At 62.7% G+C, this 16,362-nt stretch carries 15 protein-coding genes, 1 tRNA gene and 2 pseudogenes; 9 read left to right on the forward strand and 9 right to left on the reverse strand.

Annotation, left to right across the window (positions count from 1 at the left end; translation table 11 throughout):
- The first annotated feature begins 244 nt into the window (after positions 1 to 244).
- Complete coding sequence (locus tag G4G31_RS07145) at positions 245 to 1,381, forward strand: sensor histidine kinase KdpD (protein WP_182990851.1); 1,137 nt, start codon at positions 245 to 247, stop codon at positions 1,379 to 1,381.
- Between the two features lie 73 nt (positions 1,382 to 1,454).
- Here G4G31_RS07145 and G4G31_RS07150 read toward each other — a convergent pair whose 3' ends face one another.
- The gene (locus tag G4G31_RS07150; protein WP_182990852.1) at positions 1,455 to 2,483 is read right to left on the reverse strand and encodes a chemotaxis protein CheB; all 1,029 of its coding nucleotides are present in this window, start codon (positions 2,481 to 2,483) and stop codon (positions 1,455 to 1,457) included.
- Between the two features lie 146 nt (positions 2,484 to 2,629).
- Between G4G31_RS07150 and G4G31_RS07155 the strand changes: the two genes are divergently transcribed.
- Positions 2,630 to 3,787, forward strand: a complete 1,158-nt coding sequence (locus tag G4G31_RS07155; protein ID WP_182990853.1) for a branched-chain amino acid ABC transporter substrate-binding protein — start codon at positions 2,630 to 2,632, stop codon at positions 3,785 to 3,787.
- A gap of 224 nt (positions 3,788 to 4,011) precedes the next feature.
- On the forward strand, positions 4,012 to 4,527 hold the full coding sequence (locus G4G31_RS07160) for a YgjV family protein (protein ID WP_202033712.1): 516 nt from the start codon (positions 4,012 to 4,014) through the stop codon (positions 4,525 to 4,527).
- Positions 4,528 to 4,558: 31 nt separating this feature from the next.
- Here G4G31_RS07160 and G4G31_RS07165 read toward each other — a convergent pair whose 3' ends face one another.
- Both G4G31_RS07165 and G4G31_RS07170 read right to left on the reverse strand, forming a co-directional pair.
- Positions 4,559 to 4,930 (reverse strand): VOC family protein, encoded by a 372-nt coding sequence (locus G4G31_RS07165; protein ID WP_182990854.1) that lies wholly within the window; start codon positions 4,928 to 4,930, stop codon positions 4,559 to 4,561.
- Positions 4,931 to 5,068: 138 nt separating this feature from the next.
- Entirely contained in the window at positions 5,069 to 6,061 is a 993-nt protein-coding gene (locus G4G31_RS07170) for a HEAT repeat domain-containing protein (RefSeq protein ID WP_182990855.1), read from the reverse strand.
- Between the two features lie 605 nt (positions 6,062 to 6,666).
- Here G4G31_RS07170 and G4G31_RS27485 point away from each other — a divergent pair.
- From G4G31_RS27485 to G4G31_RS07195, 5 genes and pseudogenes are all read left to right on the forward strand, one after another.
- Positions 6,667 to 6,987: pseudogene (locus tag G4G31_RS27485) on the forward strand (toxic anion resistance protein); the annotation flags it as partial.
- Positions 6,988 to 7,007: 20 nt separating this feature from the next.
- The gene (locus G4G31_RS27490; RefSeq protein ID WP_267873670.1) at positions 7,008 to 7,574 is read left to right on the forward strand and encodes a toxic anion resistance protein; all 567 of its coding nucleotides are present in this window, start codon (positions 7,008 to 7,010) and stop codon (positions 7,572 to 7,574) included.
- A gap of 73 nt (positions 7,575 to 7,647) precedes the next feature.
- Positions 7,648 to 8,236: pseudogene (locus tag G4G31_RS07185) on the forward strand (TerD family protein).
- Positions 8,237 to 8,304: 68 nt separating this feature from the next.
- Positions 8,305 to 8,505 carry a hypothetical protein gene (locus G4G31_RS07190; RefSeq protein WP_182990857.1) on the forward strand — a complete coding sequence of 67 codons (201 nt, stop codon included), beginning with the start codon at positions 8,305 to 8,307 and terminating at the stop codon, positions 8,503 to 8,505.
- Positions 8,502 to 9,260: a hypothetical protein gene (locus tag G4G31_RS07195; protein WP_182990858.1), complete on the forward strand. Its 759-nt coding sequence runs from the start codon at positions 8,502 to 8,504 to the stop codon at positions 9,258 to 9,260. Before G4G31_RS07190 ends, G4G31_RS07195 begins: the two co-directional genes overlap by 4 nt.
- Here the strand turns inward: G4G31_RS07195 and G4G31_RS07200 are convergent.
- Positions 9,199 to 9,360 carry a DUF2256 domain-containing protein gene (locus G4G31_RS07200; protein WP_202033714.1) on the reverse strand — a complete coding sequence of 54 codons (162 nt, stop codon included), beginning with the start codon at positions 9,358 to 9,360 and terminating at the stop codon, positions 9,199 to 9,201. The genes G4G31_RS07195 and G4G31_RS07200 overlap by 62 nt on opposite strands.
- A gap of 54 nt (positions 9,361 to 9,414) precedes the next feature.
- The gene (locus G4G31_RS07205) at positions 9,415 to 9,774 is read right to left on the reverse strand and encodes an MmcQ/YjbR family DNA-binding protein (protein ID WP_182990859.1); all 360 of its coding nucleotides are present in this window, start codon (positions 9,772 to 9,774) and stop codon (positions 9,415 to 9,417) included.
- A gap of 231 nt (positions 9,775 to 10,005) precedes the next feature.
- Between G4G31_RS07205 and G4G31_RS07210 the strand changes: the two genes are divergently transcribed.
- On the forward strand, positions 10,006 to 10,476 hold the full coding sequence (locus G4G31_RS07210; protein ID WP_182990860.1) for a hypothetical protein: 471 nt from the start codon (positions 10,006 to 10,008) through the stop codon (positions 10,474 to 10,476).
- A 171-nt stretch (positions 10,477 to 10,647) separates the two neighbouring features.
- Here the strand turns inward: G4G31_RS07210 and G4G31_RS07215 are convergent, their stop codons facing one another.
- The 4 genes from G4G31_RS07215 to G4G31_RS07230 all read right to left on the reverse strand — a co-directional run bounded on the left by G4G31_RS07215 (position 10,648) and on the right by G4G31_RS07230 (position 16,344).
- Entirely contained in the window at positions 10,648 to 11,490 is an 843-nt protein-coding gene (locus G4G31_RS07215) for a surface-adhesin E family protein (protein ID WP_182990861.1), read from the reverse strand.
- A 456-nt stretch (positions 11,491 to 11,946) separates the two neighbouring features.
- Entirely contained in the window at positions 11,947 to 14,901 is a 2,955-nt protein-coding gene (locus tag G4G31_RS07220; protein WP_182990862.1) for a PAS domain-containing protein, read from the reverse strand.
- Between the two features lie 277 nt (positions 14,902 to 15,178).
- Positions 15,179 to 15,254, reverse strand: a tRNA-Phe gene (locus tag G4G31_RS07225).
- A 73-nt stretch (positions 15,255 to 15,327) separates the two neighbouring features.
- Positions 15,328 to 16,344: an AraC family transcriptional regulator gene (locus G4G31_RS07230; protein WP_182990863.1), complete on the reverse strand. Its 1,017-nt coding sequence runs from the start codon at positions 16,342 to 16,344 to the stop codon at positions 15,328 to 15,330.
- Between the last annotated feature and the right edge of the window lie 18 nt (positions 16,345 to 16,362).

Here is a 16,362-nt window from a genome sequence, read left to right on the forward strand (position 1 = left end):
CGTATAGGGAATATGCGCTTACACTGCCGTCACAGGTACTCACCCAGACTACATGTGTTTTTGGCTGCCGGAACCGGCGCGTTGCTGCCTTGGCGCGCCTGCAGTGCCCGCACTGCGGCGCACCGCATCCGGTTCTGTTTGCCTAATGCGCATCGAGTTCTGGCCGCGTACCTGGATCAGCTTATTCTCGACGGTCCGATTCCGTGGATCGCCACTCGCGCGACAGCACTAACCGGAGAGGTCGATGCACTCGAGCGACATCAGTGGCCAGATTGCGCCCACGAATGATGTTGTACCTTCGTTTGCCGCTTGCCGCGACGAGGTACTCGATCTTTGGAGAAAACGTGTCGCTGCCGAGGTGCCGGCGGCCGCGAAACTCGGCAGCCCGATACTGACGGATACACTCCCTATCCTGTACGAGAATATTGTCGAAGCGCTTTCCGTCAGCGATAGGCGTCACACCGCGACTGCAGGTACCAACCTGGGCAATGTTCATGGCCGCGAGCGCGCCAACATGACCGAGTATGGCCCGCAAGACTTGATTCACGAACTGCAGTTATTTCGCGAGGTCTTGTTCTCGGTCGCCAAAACGAAAGGGCTGCGTTTAAGCCAGGCCAATGCCGACGTGATCGGCCACGCGATCGAGCACGCGACACGCGAGTCCATCAGCGGTTACAGCGCCGTTAACAAGGAGGTCAACGAAGCCTTCATCATGAGCCTGTCGCACGACCTGAGGAATCCGCTCCACGTAGCGAACGCGTCTGCCCAGCTCATTTCGCTCAAGACATCCGATCCCGGCATCCTCCGCCTGGCCGGAAGCATCGTCCAGAAGATCCGGGAGACGGATGAAATGATCCAGACCTTGCTCGATGCGGCGCAGCTGAGGGGGCGAATGAAGCTCAAGCTCCACTTGACTGCGTTCGACATCATGCCCCTGGTGGAAGAGGTGTGCGCCGACATGCCGCTCGTCGGGCAGTCTGTCCAGGTTGCTGGAGAGAATCTGGTTGGGCAGTGGTGCCGCGTTTCCATGAAGCGTGTGCTGGAGAACCTGGCCTCGAATGCACATAAGTATGGCGATCCGTCCAAGCCGATCACGGTGACTGTGAGCAAAGCCGATGACAGGATGCTGCTGTCTGTTCATAACGAAGGCCGGCCCATTCCCGAGACCGACATCTCGCGTCTTTTCAACACGTTTCAACGTCTTGAAGATGTCGACATAAAGGGCTGGGGCCTCGGTCTGCCTTTCGTCCAGAACGTCATCGAAAGCCACGGCGGCAGTGTCGTCGTCGACAGTGCCGAGGGCAGAGGCACGACGTTTACGGTAAGCGTCCCCATCGACGCGCGCCCGTACGTCATGCCCCAGGACGTTCGAAGCGCGTGACAAATCGCCAGGGTTGTTTTGCGGCTTCTCGGCGTGCGGGGGAGCGTACGCGACGCCCGTTCTGAAGCGACGTTCAGGAGGCTTCCTCCACAGCGAGGAAATCCGCATCGAGAACCAGTTCGCGCAAGGGCGCGCATTTTTCCTCCGCTTCGGCTGCCTTGGCACGTAGCCGCGAGGCATCAGTCGTGCGTCCCGCCTCCTCAGCGATTTCTGCCAATTGCTTCAAAACCAGGATTCGCTCTTCGATTGCACGTACCGTCGACCACAAACTGGAATCGATGGCCTCGTTCACCTCGACAAGCAGCGACTTGAACGAATACGCATGACCCGTATGGCAGCGAAAGCGCACAAGCTTGCCTTCCTCGATCTGCACCAGGACACCATGGCATTCGGGACAGGTGTATTGCGAGACTTTTCCAAGGTTCATTACGCCAGCGTACATTCCCTTCCCCTCCAGTGCGACTGCATTCTCGACCTGCTGGGCATGACGTGGCTGGCCGACCTGTGGCAGTTCCGGCTCCCTGGTTGTTTCCTGCGCGATTTCCGCGCTCAGGCGCTCGATCGAACCGAGGCAGTCGACTTCGACGTGTTCGATCGCGCTATCCGGCATCGATCTGTGCGCGGCCTGGTCGGGTTCCTGTACGAAGACCAGGCCTTTGCGGTCCTTGATCTGCCACAGTCCGGCAGTCCCGTCATCGAGGCTCCCGGTCAGGATGACACCAATCACGCGTGGCCCGAAGGCCAGCGCGGCAGAGCGGAACAGGACGTCGACTGCCGGCCTGGAGCGGCATTCCCTGGGGCCGCGCGTCACGCGCACCTGGTCGCCTTCGATCATCAGGTGGCGATCCGGCGGCGCAATATAGACGGTGTTGGGCACGATCGGCTGCCGGTCGCGCGCGAAGGCCACGTGCATGGACGTAGTCTTTTGCAAGATGCGATCCAGTTGGCTTGGCGAATGCGGGCTCAGGTGCAGCACCACAAAAAAACTTGCGGATAAATCTGTGGGCAAACCGGCAAACAGCGTCCGTAGCGCCTCGACACCGCCTGCGGAGGCCCCGATGACAACAATGTTTCGTCTGTCGCAGTTCAGGCGTGCATCCATTCAAGCTCCTCAGCCATTAAAGTCCGATTGTAGTCCTCATCAGGAGCTCGGGCGCTTTCTTCATGATCCGGGCATCGCACGCTTGTTTTCAGGCGGGCTGCCGTAGCGCATTACAATCGACAGCACTGTCCTTTGGAAAGCCATCCATGCGCATCGCCCATTCCCTGATTACCTGCCTGCTGGGGCTGTCGGCCATCTCGTCCGCCCACGCCCAGCCCGCCGCGCCGATGTTGAAAGTGAAAATCGGCACGGCGTCTCCCTTGTCCGGCACCGGTGCCCACCAGGGCAAGGACATCGAGAACGGCGCGCGCATGGCGATCGACGAGCTCAACGCCGCAGGCATCGTGCTGGGCGGGAAAAAAGTGCAGTGGATCCTGCAGCCGGAAGACGACGCCGCCGATCCGAAAACCGGCACGGCGGTCGCGCAAAAGCTGGTCGATGCCAGGGTGGCGGCCGTGGTGGGCCACCTCAATTCGGGCACGACGGTGCCGGCGTCGAAAATCTATGCCAATGCCGGCATCCCGCAGATTTCGCCGGCCGCGACCACGCCGTTGTATACGAACCAGGGTTTCAGGACCGCGTTCCGGGTGGTCGCCAACGACAACCTGGTCGGGCGCACGCTGGCAACCTATGCCATCGGCACCCTGAAGGCGAAAAAGATTGCCGTGATTGACGACCGCACCGCCTTCGGCCAGGGCCTGGCCGACGAATTCGTCAAGGGCGTGCGCCGCGCCGGTCCGGCGGCCACCGTCGTCAGCCGCCAGTTCACCAACGACAAGGCGAGCGACTTCAATGCCATCCTGACCCAGATCCGCGCCAGGGATCCGGACGTGATTTTTTATGGCGGCATGGATGCGGTGGCCGGCCCCATGCTCAAGCAGATGAAGGCGCTTGGCCTGCGTGCGAAGCTGGTGTCGGGTGATGGCGTCTGCTCCGAAAAAATGCCGCTGCTCGCGGGCGACGCGCTGGTCGACGACAAGGTGTTCTGCGTGGTGGCGGGCGGGGTCAGCGGGGCGCAGGAAGCCGGCTTCAATGCGTTTACCGAGCGCTACCGCCAGCGCTACAGGATCCCGCTGCAAACCTATGCGCCCTATGCCTACGATGCAGTGATGGTGTTTGCCAGGGCGATGCAGACGGCGAACTCCGCCGAGCCGGCCAAATTCCTGCCGGCGCTGGCCGGCATCCGCTACGAAGGCGTCACCGGCAGCATCGCGTTCGACGCCAAGGGCGACCTGAACAATGCCGCGCTGACCCTGTACACCTACCGCAAGGGGCAGAAGACCAAACTGCAGGTATTGCGCTAAGTACTCACCCAAAAATAAATATGTTTTTGGCTTCCATAACCGGCGCGTTGCTGCGTTGGCTCGCGTCCGCTTGCGGGGCAGTGCTCGCACTGCGGCGCGCCGCCTTGGCGCGCTCGCCGCCTTGCACCGCATCCGAACCGGCACGTCCGGTTCTGTGTGCCAAAATTCACATTTATTTCTGGTCGAGTACTTACCGCAGCCTTGCTCCGACTCTTTTGTATTCGATGACGATAGACTGGTTTTCCCCGGCGCAGTACGTCGGCTATGTTGCATTCGTGCTCGGCGTCGCCTCCTTCATGCAGAAGGACGACCGCCGTTTCAAGCTGTTCATGGCAGCCGAATGCCTGGCCTACATCATCCATTTCACCTTGCTCGGCCGGCCCACCGCGGTCGCCAGTTCGACCATGTCGCTGCTGCGCTCGGTGCTGGCGCTCTACACCCGTTCCAGGTGGATTGCCTTCATCGTCATCGTTGCGAACCTGGCGCTTGGCATGGCGCTGGCGACGCGGGCCGCCGACTGGCTGCCGCTGGCCGCGTCCTGCATCGGCACGCTGGCACTGTTCCTGCTGGAAGGGATTCGCATGCGCCTGGCCATGCTGTGCGGGACCGCGCTGTGGATCGTCAACAATGTACTGGCCGGCTCGGTCGGCGGCACGGCGCTCGAGCTGGTGATTGCCGTGGTTAACCTGGTGACGATTCGGCGCATGGCGCGCGACGCAAGTACCGCGCAGGCCATCTAGCCCGGCCGTTTTGGGCGCGCATGCCGGCAGCTCAGCGCGGCGCCGCCTCGATCAGTTCGATGCGGTTGCCAAATGGATCTTCGATACCGGCGCGGCGCCGTCCGGCCACCTGCACTTCCTCGCGCACGTCGACGCCGCGTTCGCGCAGCAGCGCGCAGTAGTCGTCGAAGTCTTCGACGATAAAGGCTGGATGCGCCTTCTTTGCGGGCACGAAGCCGACCTGGCCGCCAATGTGCAACTGGGTGGCGCCGGTCATGAACCAGGCGCCGCCGGACGCGTTCAGCGGGGCCGGTTTCGGCGTTTCGGGCAGGCCCAGCACGCCGCCGTAGAAGGCGCGCGCGGCGTCGTCGCTGCCGGGCGGAATCGCAACCTGGACGTGGTCGATACCGGCGATATGGGGCATGGGCTTCTCCGCAGTGATTGGCAATGGTCCCGTCATTATCGCATCGCCACCCGCGCCGGTACTGTCCGCCAGCGTGCACGTCCGAAAACGACAATGCCACCGCGAGGGTGGCATCATCAGCTTAAGACGCGTGACCGATTACAGGTAGAGACCGATGATTTCCTTGGTCCACATCGCTTCCTTGTCGGTGCCCGCGCTGAATTTGGACAGCTGCTTTTCCAGGTAGGCGCGGCTTTCCGGGGTGTCCAGGTCGCCGATGGCCTTCAGGGCCATGGCACGGTCCTGCCAGATGCCGGCCGGCGCTTCGAAGCGGCCGATCAGGAAACCGAGCTGTCCCTGCGCTTTCAGGATGCCCAGCGAGGACAGGGCGGCCAGGCGCACGTACTCGCTCGAGTGCGAGCTCAGCCTCACGAGATGCGGGATCGCGGCCGGGTTGTTGCTGAAGCCCAGCTGGTAGACGTCGAGATAGGCATCGCCGCGGGTGGCCGCGTCGCGGTCGATCTTCGCGGCCAGGCTTTCCACCTGGTCGGTGCCGACCACCTGCTGGAAGAACTGCTGGTTCAGCTTTGCCGCCAGTTCCTTGGTCAGCAGCGACAGCGGCTCGTTGAAGGTCGGGTCGATGACTTCATTGAACGACCAGACCGGCACCTTGGCGCGTTTCACGTAGGCCGTCACGCGGCGCATGCCCTGCGGCGTTTCGACGTCGGCCCGTGCCGAGGTAAACGTGACGAAGGGAGAAAAGCCGCTGGCGCGATAGTTTTCGATGTGCACACGCTTCACCGACACCCTGGTCGCCTCGCTGCCGTCCTGCGCCAGCGTGACCGGCAGGCCGCGTGCCACCATTTCCCTGACCGTCTGCTCGGCAATCCAGTTGACGCTCTCGAGCGGCTTGTCCTTGTACATCGGGTTCATCGGAATGGTGCCGGTCATGAAGGCCGCCTTGTCCGCATCCGACTGGTCGTTCCTGAACGCCAGGTTCAAGGGCTTGAGCGCACTGCCCTTGGTGTAGGCGACGGTGGAGGCGGCGGGCTCGGTGATCGGCACCGGCATGTTGACCGCGCAACCGCTCAGTACCGCCAGCGCAAGGCTTGCTGCCGCCGCGCGCGTGAAAGACGTGTTCCAGCTCTTCATGACTTCCCCTTATGTAATTGTATTGATAGTGCTGCAATACATTATTGCATAGGGAAAATACTAGCGAAACAAGGATGTGTTGTTCGAATGGCAGTCCTGGCGAGGTGTGGACGTGGCGCGACAATGCGCTGGACGGCGACGGCCTTGCATGCAAAAAGAGGCGCGCGGCCAGGATGCGGGCGTATCCTCCCGCCAGGCACGATTGACGCTGTGCCGATTGGTTATACTGAATGAAGCCCTGCGGCACAGGAGCCTTCCATCTGCGCTACTCACGGCGATGCCGACGCCAGGACCTGCCGCAAGTGAAACGTACTCAGCAGGGTTGCTCGATGGTAAGCTATTCATATTGTCACTTCACACCTGAAGGAATGCTATGAAACCGCTGTTCTCCTCCGACGACGAAGCGAAAGCCGCACCCACGGCGCCGGCGACGCCCGCGCCGACGCTGGCGCCCCTGTTTGAGCCCCTGCGCACGTCCGACGCGCTGCCGGCGCTGCGTCCCGAGAACCAGCGTGGCGCCGCAAGTAGCGCCGCAGGTGCGTGTCGATATCTCCGGCATCGACGACAAGGCCATCGAGACCCCGGGCGGCTCGGCCGGCCCCGGCGTGGCCAAGGTATCGGCCAAGCTGCTCGGCACCGTGCGCGCCTCCGATGCGGATGTGTTCGGCACGCAGCTGAACGAACTGATTGCCACTTCGAAGGGACTGGACCCGGCCAAGCTGCGCTCGGGCGGCCTGCTGTCGCGCGTGACGAACATGTTCGGCTCGGTGAAGGAGAAGATGCTGTCGCAGTACCAGGTCGTCGAGTCGCGCATGGATACGCTGGTGGCCGAGATGACGCGCCATGCCAACCTGCACCGCTCGCGCATCCGGGACTTCGACGAGATGTACAAGGGCCCGGAAATCTACTACCGGGGCCTGGATGCCGACGTGAAGAAGGGCGAAGCCTGGGCCGAGCGGCTGCGCCAGGCGCTTGCGCAGCAGGGGGGGCGGCGGCGAACGCCTTCGAGGCGCAGCAGGCGACCGAACTCAAGCGTCGTCTCGAGCGCCCGGAAAAGCGCATCGACGACCTCAAGCGCGCCATGCTGATGGCCACGCAGATGGTGCCGCAGATCCGCCTGTCGCAGGACAATGCCCGTGCCCTGACCGACACCTTCACCGACATCGTCAACGTGTCGATCCCGGCCTGGCGCAACGTGTTCTCGCTCTATCTGCTGCAACTGGAAGCCAAGCAGAGCGCGGCCGTCGCCAACGCCGCCTACGACGCCACCGACGCCGCCTTCCGCGCCCAGGCCGACATGCTGCTGGAAAACACCGAGACTGTCGCCCGCGCCAAGCAGCGTTCCCCGGTCAGCCTGGAAACGGCCCAGCACGTGCAGACCCAGCTGATTACCGCTTTCGACAAGCTCGAGCAGATTTCGAACGAAGGCCAGCAGCGCCGCCGCGACGAACTGCCGAAGCTGCAGGCACTGGAACGCGAACTGATCGAACGGTTCTCGCCGTCGGGCACCTGATTCCCGGGGCCACCCATTGCCGAGGGTGGCCATTCGGGCGAAAAATAGTATTTTTACCATTCAAGGAAAGTCCATGGCGACGACGCTCGAAACCGGCCACCGCATCAACCTCGAAAAAAACCGCCCCGGGCTTGAAACGTGTTCGCATCGGCCTCGGCTGGAAGGTCAACGCAACCGCCGGCCAGGCCTTCGACCTCGATTCGTCGGTGTTCCTGTGCGGGAAAAACGCGAACGACGATCCGGTCATGCTCAGCAACGCCCATTTCGTCTACTACAACCACACGACCTCGCCCGATGGCGCCGTCGTGCACTCGGGCGACAACCGCACCGGCGACAAGGATGGCGACGACGAAGTCATCACGGTCGACCTGGCCAGGGTCGACCCGGCCGTGGTGGAAATGCCGATCGTGGTCACCATCCACGAGGCCGAGGCCCGCCGGCAGACCTTCGGCGCCGTCAACGACGCCTATATCAAGGTGTACAACGACGACACCGGTGAAGTAATCGCCGAGTACGACCTGGACGCGGACTATTCGGACAAGACCGCGCTGCAGTTCGGCTCGCTGTACCGCAGGGATGGCGAATGGCGCTTCCAGGCCGTCGGCGCCGGCTTCAAGCTCAATCTCGCTACCTTCATCCGCAAGCTCGGCGGCACCGTCTGAGGACCGTCGCGCGCCTGCCGCAGCCGCCGTTCGTCGAAGTGCGCATCAGTCCCGCCGCAGAGTAGCCGATGACCGAGCAGACGCCCAAGCCATTCGATTTCGGCGAGGAGGCGGCGCCACCGCCCGCTGCTCCCGCGCCGCCTCCGGCCGCACCGCGCGCATTCGACTTCGGCGACGAGGAGGGCAGCGCCGCGTCGTCCGCCGCCAGCAGCGCGCCCAGGCCGCTGTCCTTCGACGACCTTCCCCGGCGCCGGCATCCACAGGGATGACCGCGAAAGGCGCGGCCAGGGCGCTGTTCGACAGCGAAGACCATCCGGCCGTACGCGATGCGCTGGCAATGGCCAGCGTCGATTATCCGACCCTGTTCGCGCACGCGCAGGCGCGCCTGGCGGCGCTGTTTCGCCGCATCCTGCCCGTAAAACTGTCACTGGTGACGGACTGGGCGGAGGCACCCTTGATGGAGCAGGCCGCGCTGCTTCAGCCCATCACCGAGCAGGTCGTGACATTTTCGCAGATGGGCGTGCCGGCGCTGCTGGAGAGTGCGCTCGAGAGTACCCGGGCGCCAACGGGCATGTTCGACAAGCTGTTTCGCCGCGGCCAGTCGCCCTTTCAATACAAACCGGCGCTGAGCGCCAGCCGTGCGCAACTGCTGCAGCTGATGGCCGACAGCGAGGCCGCCATGCGCGCGCTGGAGGAATCGGCGCAGAACCTGAGCCTGCACGGGGCGGTGCTTGCCGTGGTGGCCAAACTGGCCGCCAGCGCGCCCGACCCGGTTCCTGCTCGACGCGTTCACGCAGCGCCGCACGCTGATCCAGCAGGCCGTGCGCCAGGCGGAACTGTCGATGCTGCAGATGGGGCAGATGCGCCAGCAGGCCGCCGACCTGATCGCGCAGATATCGGCTTTCCTGACGGTGACCTTGCCGGCACTGGAGATGGCGCAGGCGCAAGAGAATCGATAGCGGCTAGTCCCGCTCTTTCGCGGCCGCGGGCGCGGCACGGCGGCAGCGTTCCGAGCAATACTTGACCTGCTCCCAGTCGCGTTCCCACTTCTTGCGCCAGGTAAAAGGCAGCTGGCAGTGCGCGCAGAGTTTGGTGGGCAGGTCGGATTTTCGGCGCATCTTCATGCCGGCGATTGTACGCCGCGGCGTGAATCATCGAATGCAGCGAGGAGCTCGGTTTTACCGAGCGAGGATGGCATGCCGCTTGGCCTTGCTGAGCGAGTCGAGCGCTGTGCGATACGACCACTCCACCAATTCGGTCAAATATGCCGGCGGAAAGCGGTCGACGTGGACGATGGTCACCCAATGAAAGCGCCCCATGTACCGGGCCGGCTTTACGCCAGGAATACCGGTCAGCTCCACGAAGCGGTCGGGCGAGACTCTCGTGCTGAAACGCCACTTCTCCGGCTCACTCGTCTTGAAGTACGCGAACTTTTTGTCGCCGACGGAATAGACGAGCATGTTCGGTGGGGCCGCATAGCGTGTTTCAGTGACACCAGGGAATCCCTGGCAAAATAACTTCAGCTCTTCAACGTTCATGGCGGGCAGGTATTGGATGTGGTGGCATGCCGCCCGATTGTAGACGACGCTTCAACCTGAACAGCAACATGACTCGCCAGCCGATACGACGCCTGGAATCACGCACCCCACCCATGCAGTGCCTTGCCCGGCAGTGATGGGAAAGCGATGCCATCGGAGACTGCTGTTAGAATTTACGGCAGCCATCCGATGCCCACTTGCAGGAGTACGCAAATCCTACGTTATTTAGTCATGGCGGCGATAGGCAAGCCGAAGCTGGCGATCGCCCTTGTGTTGGTGTTGCTGGCAGCCCTGGCCAGCACGATGACCTATACCGGTTACCTTGTCATCGGCGAATTGGCCGCTCAGCTGGGCACGGGCCGGGCAACGGCAGGCTTGCTGCTTGGCGCGCTGTTCGCACGGTTCCCCTGGATCAGCAAGGGCAAGCTGCGCATCGTCGGGCTGTTACCCAAACCTGTGCGACGGCCACTCATCGTGAGCCTGCTCGCACTCTCTCTGCTGAGCTTCCTGTCGCGCAGCGACTACGTGCCCGCACTGTTCACCGGTTTCGCTACGCTGTTTCTGCTGACCTACCCCTGGATGAGAAAAGCGGTCTTCGCTCGCATGGTATCGTCCGGCGTCAAATTCGCAGCTGGCCGCAGTCCGCGCCAACGCACCGACGACACGGTGATTGAGGGTGAATTCAGGGAAAAGAAGGAATAAGGACTCGCACACAAAAAAGCCACCGGAAGGTGGCGTTTTCTATGCGCGCCGCCTGATGGCCCTGGGCGCAAGCAACGCATCGACACATGGACTGCCAAGTCGAACGCCTACCAGTGCTCGTCCGAAACCGGCTCTTGCATCAAAGCTCCGTTCAAGGTCAGGGTGAAGCGTTTATTTGCAAACGATCTTCTTTAAACCGTTGTCGTCGGAGGTCCAGGATTCCTTGCTCGATTCCGAAGGCGTGTTGTCAAAAACGTTGACCCGGTTTCCAGTTCCCATCTCTCCGCTGTACGATTCCGTCCCCTTGATGAAGACACTTTCTTCATCCTTGGCCTTGCAGGAAACCAGAAGCAGATAGATCTGTGAACGAAAACGGTAGGTCGCATAACCGGCACCCTGGTCGACAGGGTAGCTCATCATTTGTCGAACCATGACATTGTTACCATTTTTCACAGGGTGGGTATCGTAATAGGTCTTGCTTGCCGACGTCCACTTGTTACCGGCAAAAGAATTAAGCAATTTCCATTCGGGTTTTGGCAGACTGGACATGGCGATCCGCTTCACCACCGGCTTTGGAGCCTCCTCTGCTTGTGGCTTGCTACCCGGTTTGGGAATGCAGTTCACATTAGGGTATTCACTGGCATCCTGGCCAAGGGCGCCCGTTTGTGGGGTGCCGTCCATTCGCTGGCAATATGGGTTCGTGTACAACGCGGGCGCGGTCACCTGCCATTTCCCGGTCTGGCGATTCTGGTAGAAGCTGACGATGATCGAGAGTGGGTAGACGAAAATGCGCTGGGTAGACGACACCGGTTGCTCGCGATAGGGCCGTCCCATAATGGCAAGCACTTCGTCCACGGACATGTCCGTCTTCAAGGAATTCATTTTCCTCACGTACTCGCGCACTTCCGATTCCGAGTACTTCAAGGTTTTCACACCGCCGATCGTGACAGTTTCAGAGGCATTGGCGAGACTGGCGCAAAGCGCAAGAAGGGCAGGCAGGAGAAGGTTTTTCATCGAGGAGGCTGTTCGAAAAATGGGATGATGGATGAGGCGGGTATGGGGCATGGCGCATTCGGATTCCCAGGGAATATCTTGCCGCCATGTTCTTCGTCTTGTTGGGGAAAAGGACGTCGCCCGATACACAAGAATGCGCTGAAATGCCGTACGGCAACATATTACAGTAAGAAGTGTTTGCGCGCCGGGGTTCAAGGAGGGCCATCGCTGGATGTCGACACGCCGGAGTCCATGTGACCGCGTAGCACAGCGGGAAATAGAAAAAGGCCCCGATCCACGCCGCGGGTGTGTGGACGAGCCAGTTTGCAGGTGGCCAGTAGCGATTCGTGCCGGATAACGGAAACTTGGCCGAATAGCGGCTGCAAAAACAAAAACGCCACCCGGAGGTAGCGTTTTTGTTTTACTGCTGAATTCCTGGTGGTCCGGGGCGGAATCGAACCACCGATACCAGGATTTTCAATTCTCGTCCCTGGCAACCGTCAACGACGACCCACATGCTTCATCAAGCAAGGAAATGAGCCTCGCCGAATCCACCGGTTTGACCAAATAGTGGTCGAAACCAGCGTCGAGCGAGCTGCGCCGGTCCTGGTCGTGACCATAGCCGGTAGCGGCGATAAGCAGCATGTGCGCTGTCTCGGGTTGGCTGCGCAGGTGCCGCGCCAGCTCGTTGCCATTCATTTCCGGCAGGCCGATATCGAGGATCGCGACGGCCGGCCGGGTATGGAGCGCTTGCTCGAGCGCGGGGCCGGGCCGATGCTCGACGCTCACTGCGTAGCCGGACGCTTCCAGCACCAGCGATAGCATGTGCGCGGCGTCGACGTTGTCGTCGACAATCAGGATACGCGGGCGCTCGCGCACCGGCCGGGCCGCCGGGGCCGCCGTTACTCGCTCCGGGGCGCTCAGCGCCGGCACCGCCAAACGCGGCAGGCATACGGTAAAGCAGCTGCCTTGGCCCGGCCCCGTGCTCTCGCACCGGACGGTTCCGTCGTGCAGTTCTGCAAGGCTCTTAACCAAGGCCAAGCCAAGGCCGAGTCCGCCTTGCGCCCGGTCGGCAGTCCGTTCCGCCTGCGCAAACAAATCGAAGGCATGCTTCTGCAACTCCGCTGTCATGCCGACGCCATTGTCGAGCACGTGCACGAGCACGCGCTCGTCCTCCAACGCAATGCTTAGCCGGACGTGCCCGCCCGGCGGCGTGTACTTGGCCGCGTTGTTCAGCAGGTTGGTGAGAATCTGGACCAGCCGCTTATCGTCTCCGCAAACGTAGGCAGGGTCGAAAGGCAGGTCGACGGACAGGCGGTGCCGGTGCCCCTCGATCAGCGGACGGACCTGTTCGACCGCATTCGATACGACCTGCTTCATATCCTGTGGTGATTTATTGAGGGCTACCAGGCCGCGCGTAACACGCGACACGTCGAGCAGGTCGTCCACCAGTCCTGTCATGTGACCCACCTGGCGGCTGATGATCTCGCTGGTCTTGCGCAAGCGCGCTTCGTCCAGGCGCGCGATCGCCATCAGCTCGGCCGCCGCGCGGATCGGGGCCAGCGGATTGCGCAGCTCGTGCGCCAGCATGGCCAGGAATTCGTCCTTGCGCTGGTTGGCTTCGCGCAGCATTTCCTCGGCCTGCTTGCGCTCGGTAATATCACGGAAAAAGGCGGCAAGTCCACCGTCGAGGGTGGGATAGGCGCTGATTTCGGACCACATGACGTGGCCATTGGCAAACGTTTGCCGATACACGCGCGTGTCGGGGATGCCGGTTTCCTTCACGCGGCGGTACAGCTGGCCGCCCTCCGAGTCGATGGTCTCCGGCCATACTTCCCAGTGGTTGTGGCCGATCGCCTGTTCCGCAGTACGGTGGCAGATCCGCAATCCAGCGGCATTCATCTGCAATACGGTCCAGTCACGGTCGATCAGCACGAACCCTTCGGTCATGTTGTCGAAAATCGCCTTGTTACGCGCGTGCTCGGTCCGCAGTTGCGCGTGGATCCGGGCCTGCTCGACAGCCAGCCAGGTGCGCGCCGCCACATCGCTTGCCGCTTCGATGTCGGCGTCGCTCCAGTGCCGCGGCGTCGATTGGTGCAGCGTGAGCACGCTGAGGAGCCGGCCCTCGCCGACCACCGGAACGGCGAGATTGGCGTGCACCCCAATCTTTTCGTAGGCAAGGCCGTGCGGCGCGGTCCGTGGATCGAGCATGACATCCGGCACGGCGACCAGCTGGCCGGCGCGTAGCGCGGCGATGATTTCTGAACCGAAATCGTCCAGCCGCCTGGCGTCGCCGGCCAAGCTGGGCAGGCCTGGACTGGTCCAGTCGTTGCGGACAACAAACGTTCCCTTTGCGTCGTCCACTTCGCAAAACGCGACGCGCGACAGGTCGAGGTGACGGCCCAGTAGCGCGCAAGCCGTCTGGACGATATTTTCGGGGGCGACCAGTGTCCGCAAGCGGTCGGCCAATGCGAGCTGGAAAGACTGTAGCGCGGCGGTGCGCTGCAGTTCGGCTTCGATGCGCCGCTTTTCCGTGATGTCGGCGCCCTGTCCGCAAATGCCGGTCACGGTGCCGATCGCGTCCGTGATTGGCTGCAGGACAAGATCCACGTAGCGTACGGTCGTTGACCCGTCGGGTGCTGCCTGCAGCACGATGCGCTGCGCATGTGCGATGTAGGGCTGTCCGGTGCGCCAGACCTCGTCATGCAGTTCGTGGAATTTGCGTCCTGCCAGTTCGGGTAATGCGGCCGTGACGGCTTTGCCGATGACTTCCTTTTGGCCGATCAGTTCTTGATACGCATTGTTGGCCTGTTCGATGACATGGTCCTCGCCTTTGGTGAAATAGACAAAACCCGGGGCGTGCTCGAACAACATTTGCAAGCGGGTCCGCTCGGCCTGCAGGGCAGTGTTGACCTCGTGGACGCTTTTCGCACGCACGAACGTACTGGCCTCGAGGTGCGCCAGCTTGTCGGTGGCGATCTGGTGATCTTCGCGCAGGGCGACCATCTCGGTGACGTCCATCGTGCTGTGCGATATGCACTCCAGGCTGCCGTCATCGCCGAATATCGGCGTGCTGACGGCGCTCCAGTAGCGTTCCTCGAAACGGGTAATGCCATCGGCTCCGGTGACGCTGATCGGGTAGCGTTGCAGCGCAAGCGTATCCGGTTTACCGCTTGCGATGACCCGCATGAGGGATAGTCGCAGCGCTGCCACGCCGGTATCGGCCGGGTCGTCGGGGTTTTCCGGAAAGGCGACAAACAGGCTGGTGCCGACCAGCTCTTCCCGCGTGCGTGAAGACGCTTTGAGAAACGCGTCGTTGACCGCCAGGATGATCGCTTCCGGCGTGGGCGACAGCAGGTATTCGCCAACCGGCGAGGAGTTGAAAGCAGCCTGGTACACCGACGAGGGAAGTGTGGATCCGGTTGTGGCCATTGTGAGGTAACCCGAACCCGTGGGGCGGCGGTGCGTAGTCGATGGAATCATTACATCATACCGTGCATGGCCTGCCAGCCGCGCCACGCATGCCGGCGCCTCGCACGGCTGTCGTCGCTTGCAGGCGTGTGGGGCCAGAACGACTGGGTGACCGGGCGGTCTGGCAGTTCGTGTGGAAGAGTGAAAGGCGACCGGTAATGGACCGGACACGAGGACTTCTTGCGCAGGAAAAGAAAACGCCGATCTGCGTGGATCGGCGTTTCGTCAAGGATGTTCTTGGTGGCCCGGGGCGGAATCGAACCACCGACACAAGGATTTTCAATCCTCTGCTCTACCAACTGAGCTACCAGGCCAAGGCGGCGCATTTTAGCACGAAGTGGCGCCGCGTCCAGCATTTCTTGCGTTGGCGCCAACACCCGCAGGTCCTCAAGCGCTGTGCTGCGCGTGCTGCATCCGCCGCCAGCGCGCGGGCGAGGTGCCGATTTCGCGCTTGAAGGCGCGGGCGAAAGCGGCTTCCGATTCGTAGCCGACGTCGAGCGCGACCGAGGCCACTGGCGCGCGGCTGCCGCGCAGCAGGCCGGCGGCCGCTTCCATGCGCCAGCGCGCCAGGTACTGCATCGGCGGCTGGCCCAGCAGGCGCAGAAAACGGGCGCAGAACACCGAGCGCGACAGGCCGGCGGCGCGCGCCAGGTCGTCGATCGTCCATGGCCGCGCCGGGGTGCGATGGATCAGCGCCAGTGCGCGTCCCAGTTGCGGGTCGCGCAGGCCGGCCAGCCAGCCCGTGCTGCCCGCCGGCAGGCATTCGAGGTAGCGCCGCAGGGCATCGATGAACATGGTTTCGCTGGCGCGCTCGAGCAGCGCGGCCGCGCCCGGCTGGCCACGGTCGGCGCGCAGCGCCAGTTGTCCGAGGCTCATTGGCGAGCGGGGATCGGTCGCGGCAGCCGTGCCGGCCGGCAGGTGCAGCAGGCGCGGCAGGGCGTCGAGCAGCGGATTGAAGGGGTGGCGGTCGCAGCTGAGAAAGCCACAGACGACTTCGTTGTCCGCCGGCGTCGCGTGTTCGCCCGGGGAAAATTCGTACTGCGAATGGAACACCACCGGGATCGGTTTCGGGGCATCGCGCGTGGCGGCGACCCAGGCCGGGTCGATGCGGGTCGGCAGCAAGGACTGGTCGCTCGAGAGCACGTGGGCGTCGCCGTGGGGAACGATGACGACATCGCCCTCGCGTAGCCGTACCGGCGCCAGTCCTGCCATCGTGGCCCAGCCGCTGCCCTTGGCCAGCACGTGGTATTCCATGACGTGCTCGGCGTCGGGAAACAGCAGGCGGCCGAGCTCGCTCATCGGCGGCGCTTCCACTGCCCAGACCGCGGGGAAGCCGATCTGGTAGAAGACCGCGCCGCGCAAGCGCACCGAACGCAGCACATCGGACAGGGTATCGGTCTGCATGGCGTCAGGACGCGCGGG

The organism is Massilia sp. Se16.2.3 (genome assembly GCF_014171595.1).
GTDB lineage: Bacteria > Pseudomonadota > Gammaproteobacteria > Burkholderiales > Burkholderiaceae_D > Telluria.

What these genes read in the sequence shown, in the direction of transcription:
- G4G31_RS07145 (WP_182990851.1), top strand. Translation starts at nt 245, where the DNA reads ATGCACTCGAGCGACATCAGTGGCCAGATTGCGCCCACGAATGATGTT.
- G4G31_RS07150 (WP_182990852.1), bottom strand. Translation starts at nt 2,483, where the DNA reads ATGGATGCACGCCTGAACTGCGACAGACGAAACATTGTTGTCATCGGG.
- G4G31_RS07155 (WP_182990853.1), top strand. Translation starts at nt 2,630, where the DNA reads ATGCGCATCGCCCATTCCCTGATTACCTGCCTGCTGGGGCTGTCGGCC.
- G4G31_RS07160 (WP_202033712.1), top strand. Translation starts at nt 4,012, where the DNA reads ATGACGATAGACTGGTTTTCCCCGGCGCAGTACGTCGGCTATGTTGCA.
- G4G31_RS07165 (WP_182990854.1), bottom strand. Translation starts at nt 4,930, where the DNA reads ATGCCCCATATCGCCGGTATCGACCACGTCCAGGTTGCGATTCCGCCC.
- G4G31_RS07170 (WP_182990855.1), bottom strand. Translation starts at nt 6,061, where the DNA reads ATGAAGAGCTGGAACACGTCTTTCACGCGCGCGGCGGCAGCAAGCCTT.
- G4G31_RS07190 (WP_182990857.1), top strand. Translation starts at nt 8,305, where the DNA reads ATGACCGAGCAGACGCCCAAGCCATTCGATTTCGGCGAGGAGGCGGCG.
- G4G31_RS07195 (WP_182990858.1), top strand. Translation starts at nt 8,502, where the DNA reads ATGACCGCGAAAGGCGCGGCCAGGGCGCTGTTCGACAGCGAAGACCAT.
- G4G31_RS07200 (WP_202033714.1), bottom strand. Translation starts at nt 9,360, where the DNA reads ATGAAGATGCGCCGAAAATCCGACCTGCCCACCAAACTCTGCGCGCAC.
- G4G31_RS07205 (WP_182990859.1), bottom strand. Translation starts at nt 9,774, where the DNA reads ATGAACGTTGAAGAGCTGAAGTTATTTTGCCAGGGATTCCCTGGTGTC.
- G4G31_RS07210 (WP_182990860.1), top strand. Translation starts at nt 10,006, where the DNA reads ATGGCGGCGATAGGCAAGCCGAAGCTGGCGATCGCCCTTGTGTTGGTG.
- G4G31_RS07215 (WP_182990861.1), bottom strand. Translation starts at nt 11,490, where the DNA reads ATGAAAAACCTTCTCCTGCCTGCCCTTCTTGCGCTTTGCGCCAGTCTC.
- G4G31_RS07220 (WP_182990862.1), bottom strand. Translation starts at nt 14,901, where the DNA reads ATGGCCACAACCGGATCCACACTTCCCTCGTCGGTGTACCAGGCTGCT.
- G4G31_RS07230 (WP_182990863.1), bottom strand. Translation starts at nt 16,344, where the DNA reads ATGCAGACCGATACCCTGTCCGATGTGCTGCGTTCGGTGCGCTTGCGC.